Raw genomic sequence first — 4,351 nt, 5'->3', positions numbered from 1 at the left:
GCAGTGGTATGAGTGCTTTTATTTCTCTCCCGCGATCCTGCTGGAGCTGACATCGAAGAACACGATTGCAGAACGTCACCGGACGATTGTTCATCTGGCTTGCCATTTGCGTCACTCGGTTGGCAATCTGGGGGGCGTTCGTCATGATTACGATTTCCGACGCCTGCCCAGCGACAATTTGGAGGTTCGTTGGTCAGGTCATCCTGAAACGCAAATTGCGTCACCGGAGAACCCGGACGTGCCACTGGACGTCTGGATTTGCAACGCAAGAAGAGGCAGGGAAATCCGCCATGCCTGGTTGGTGTTAACTTGACCATTCGGGATTCGGCAGCAGCGAACGCGGCGGTCAGTTCTTGACGTCGGCCGGCATCGGTGCGGGAAAGACATCTTCTCATAGGGAAATTAGAATCCATGGCTCTGTCGCAAACTTGTCAGCTCAGTTTGTATGAAAAGCTGGACGCGCTCGCTCGCAATCTGTGGTGGTGCTGGCAACCGGAAGTCGTTTCCATCTTCCGTGACATCGATCCCGTCCGCTGGGCTGACCTGGACCATAACCCGATCGTGTTTCTGCGCGAGTTCACACCCGAGCAGCTCGAGAACCGGGGCCGCGAAGTCGTCCTGCATTCTCGCGTAAACTATGCCTACCGCCGCTGGCAGGAATACATGTCGTCCAAGCATACCTGGGGTGACACACATGCCGGCGTACTGGGGCATAACCCGATTGCGTATTTCTCGGCTGAGTTCGGTATTCACGAATCGCTGCCGAACTACTCGGGCGGTCTGGGTGTTCTGGCAGGGGATCATCTGAAGAGTGCATCCGACCTGGGAGTTCCTCTCGTTGCAGTCGGACTCTTCTATCAGGAAGGTTACTTCTCTCAGCAGATCGATGCGACAGGTTGGCAGCGTGAGGTCTATCCTTACGTGCAGAGCAGTCGTCTGGCGATCAAGCCGGCCAAGACACCTGACGGAAACCATGTGCTGGTTCAGGTGGAAACGCGTAATGGCCCGATCTACGCCCAAGTCTGGCAGGTCGACGTCGGTCGGGTCAAGTTGTTCCTGCTGGACTGCAATGTCGAGCAGAACACTCCGGAAGATCGCAAGCTCACCGCACGGCTTTATGGTGGGGATCAACGGATTCGAATTCGCCAGGAACTGGTCCTCGGAATCGGGGGAACCCGCGCACTGACGGCGATGGGGTATGAACCGTGTGCCCTTCACATGAACGAAGGACATTCGGCGTTCGCTCCGCTGGAATTCATCCGCATGCGAATGGTCAATGACGGTTATTCGTTTGACGATGCCCTGCTCATGACGGCCTGGCGCTGCTGCTTCACCACTCACACTCCCGTCCCTGCCGGTCATGACCGCTTCGACTGGGGTTTGTTTGAAGAGCATCTCGGTCCCATCGCCGACCAGTTGGGAATCGGACCTGGCGGACTGGTGGGGCTTGGACGTGTCGATCCCAACAATCCGAACGAAACGTTCTGCATGACGGTACTGGCGTTCAAGTGCAGCCGTCGCGCCAATGCCGTATCGAACCTGCATGGCGTGGTCAGTCGCCGGATGTGGACGGGTCTGTGGCCCAACCGCAGCGAAGAAGAAATTCCGATCGGTCACATTACCAACGGGGTTCACGTTTCGAGCTGGCTGGCCCCGCAGATGCGAACCCTGTACGACCGAGTCCTGCCGCTGGAATGGCACGTTCGTTCCGGTGAGCCTGAAGTTTGGGCGGGGTTTGAGAATGTGACCCCCGGTGAACTGTGGGAAACCCATCAGTCTCTCAAGAACCGTTTGATCCAGTTCGCACGAAATCGCATGTTGCGACGGGCGGAACGTCTTGGTCTTCCTGATTCGGAAAAGCAGGAAATGTCGACGTTGCTGGATCCGGAAGCGTTGACGATCGGCTTCGCTCGTCGGTTTGCTCCGTATAAACGAGCGGACCTTGTCTTGAGGGACGTGGAAACCCTGGGAAAGATCATTTGCGATTCCGCTCATCCGGTGCAATTCATCTTTGCGGGTAAATCTCACCCGGCTGATGACTACGGTAAGGCCATTCTTCAGCGAATTTTCCAGTTGACGCAAGACCCTGCCTTCAAGGGCAAGATCGTGTTGCTGGAGGATTACGACATCAACCTGGCGCGTCATCTTGTTCAAGGTGTCGACGTCTGGCTGAACAATCCTCGTCGTCCGCTGGAAGCATCGGGGACGAGTGGTCAGAAGGTCGTATTGAACGGTGGTCTCAACTGCTCGATCCTTGACGGCTGGTGGGCCGAAGCGTACGACGGTCAGAACGGGTTCGCCATCGGCAACGGTCATACACATGTTGATGATTCGATTCAGGATGATCGCGATGCAAAGTCGTTGACCCGAGTATTGCTGGATCAGGTGATCCCGCTCTACTTCGACCGGAATCAGGAAGATGGATTGCCCGAGGAATGGATTGCCCGCATGAAGCGGTCGGTTCGAACTCTGGGATGGCGATTTAATGCCGACCGCATGGTGATGGACTACGTCAATCACGCCTACATTCCCGCGGCCGGCGGTGTCTCGTGCAGTATGGCACGGATGTCGTAGTCGATTCCCCGCAGCGGATCTCCATCTTGTCTCAGTATGATCGAGAGAGTCCGGTGAAATGGCGTCGATTGGTCCAATTGCTCGCCCTGGGACATATGTCGCTGATTGTGGCGACCTGGCCGCTGTGGATCCCCACAGCGGCCTTTCCACGGGTTCCGCTGATCGAAGCCGCCGGACACGGAGGGTCCTCTGTTGAGTGGCTGTGTCTCGCACTTCTGCTCGCCTCGTTGACGGGGATGATTTTCGGGGCAAACCCGCCTGTGCAGCGGGTTGCTGCTGTCGGTCTTGGTGTCAGTACGCTTGCCTTGATCGTTATCAACCAGCATCGGCTTCAGCCGTGGGCCTGGCAGTTCGTTTTGCTGTCGCTCATCCTTGCGGCGGCGGATGGTCAGACCGCACGACGGGCCTGGCAATGGCTGGTGATCAGCATTTATTTCTGGTCTGCCTGGTCGAAGGTCGATGTCGCATTCAGTGCCACGCATGGCTACTTCATGCTGGCGGGGTACTGTAAATCATTGGGGCTGCTGTCGCTGTGTGAGGGCTTGCCGAAGCCGGTCGTCACCACGCTGCCCGCCCTCATTCCGCTGGTCGAGTTTCTGATCGCATTCGGTCTCGCTTTCCGATCAACTCGCCGAGTCGCCCTCGTTGGTGCGACCGTCATGCATGTCGGCCTGATACTCGCGCTGGGGCCGCTGGGACATGGCCATCAGCCGGGGGTGTTGATCTGGAATCTGTTCTTTCTTATTCAGAATGGATGCCTGTTTGCGAAAGCGAGAGCCGAACTCCCGGACCAGAATGTCGTTTCCAGTGAACCTGTCGCTCCGTCTGATCCTGTTGCAAGGCCCGTTGTTCTGGGGAATCGACTGGCGACCGTGATCGTGGCAGCGGCGATGCTGTGGCCTGCGTTCGAAGCGTTCGGCTACTGTGATCACTGGCCGGCATGGGCCGTCTATGCATCACATCCTGAGCGAGTTACGGTGTTGGTCCCTGTCGATGAAATTGCGAAAGTCCGTCCTGCACTGGATCAGTATCTCGCCCCACATTGGAGCAATGACGAGTGGTATTCGATCCGGATCGATCGCTGGTCCCTGGATGCCGTGCGGGCTCCCATTTACCCGCAGGATCGGTTTCAAGTCGGGGTTGCGCTGGCGATCTGTGAACAGTTCGGCCTGAACAGAATAAGTGTCGTGATCGAAGGTCCGGCCAACAGGTGGACGGGCAAACGGACGGTGAATCAGTACCCCGACCGGGCAGCGGTCGAGAAGCTGGCCAGAAGTTTCCGCTGCAATGCGATTCCCCATCAAGGTGTATCACCACAGAAAATGCAGGAACCGAACTGATATGAGCCCGATGCGTCTTCGAACCGTCCCGACTTTGGTGTTGCTGCTCATCGTTGCCAGTTCGTCGTTGCCGCTGCGAGGCCTCACGTCCGTCGTGTGGGGAGACGAGCGACCTCGGGTTGTGCTGACGGAGGAAGCGAAGCGAATCCATTCCGCAGGCTTTGTCTTCGATGGTCATAATGATCTCCCCTGGGCGATACGAACCGACTTTGCGTCCTTGCTGGACCGTGCTGATCTTTCACAGCATGTTCCCAAGCTGCATACCGATATCCCTCGCTTACGGCAGGGGAACGTCGGGGCTCAGTTCTGGTCTGTCTATGTACCCGCCTCCGCTTCGGAAGACGGAACGGCTCTTCTGAAGACGCTCGAGCAAATCGAACTCGTCCGGGCGGTCGTCAAACGATACCCCGAGACGTTCGAGCTGGCCCGTACGGCGT

General features: G+C 57.3%; 4 protein-coding genes. All 4 read left to right on the top strand.

Going from position 1 to position 4,351, the window contains the following annotated elements; all coding sequences use genetic code 11:
• Positions 1-313, top strand: a 313-nt coding sequence (locus tag VGE80_RS04755; RefSeq protein WP_440591857.1) for a hypothetical protein, incomplete at its 5' end; no start/stop codon positions are given.
• 98 nt (positions 314-411) lie between these two features.
• Positions 412-2,574, top strand: a complete 2,163-nt coding sequence (gene glgP, locus VGE80_RS04750) for an alpha-glucan family phosphorylase (protein ID WP_440591856.1) — start codon at positions 412-414, stop codon at positions 2,572-2,574.
• A 26-nt stretch (positions 2,575-2,600) separates the two neighbouring features.
• The gene (locus tag VGE80_RS04745; protein ID WP_440591855.1) at positions 2,601-3,914 is read left to right on the top strand and encodes a hypothetical protein; all 1,314 of its coding nucleotides are present in this window, start codon (positions 2,601-2,603) and stop codon (positions 3,912-3,914) included.
• Position 3,915: 1 nt separating this feature from the next.
• Positions 3,916-4,351 (top strand): membrane dipeptidase (locus VGE80_RS04740; RefSeq protein WP_440591854.1); only part of this gene is annotated, 436 nt, incomplete at its 3' end.

Source organism: Schlesneria sp., assembly GCF_036405755.1.
Taxonomy (GTDB): Bacteria; Planctomycetota; Planctomycetia; order Planctomycetales; family Planctomycetaceae; genus Schlesneria; species Schlesneria sphaerica.
This window is presented reverse-complemented; position numbering and strand designations above follow the sequence as displayed.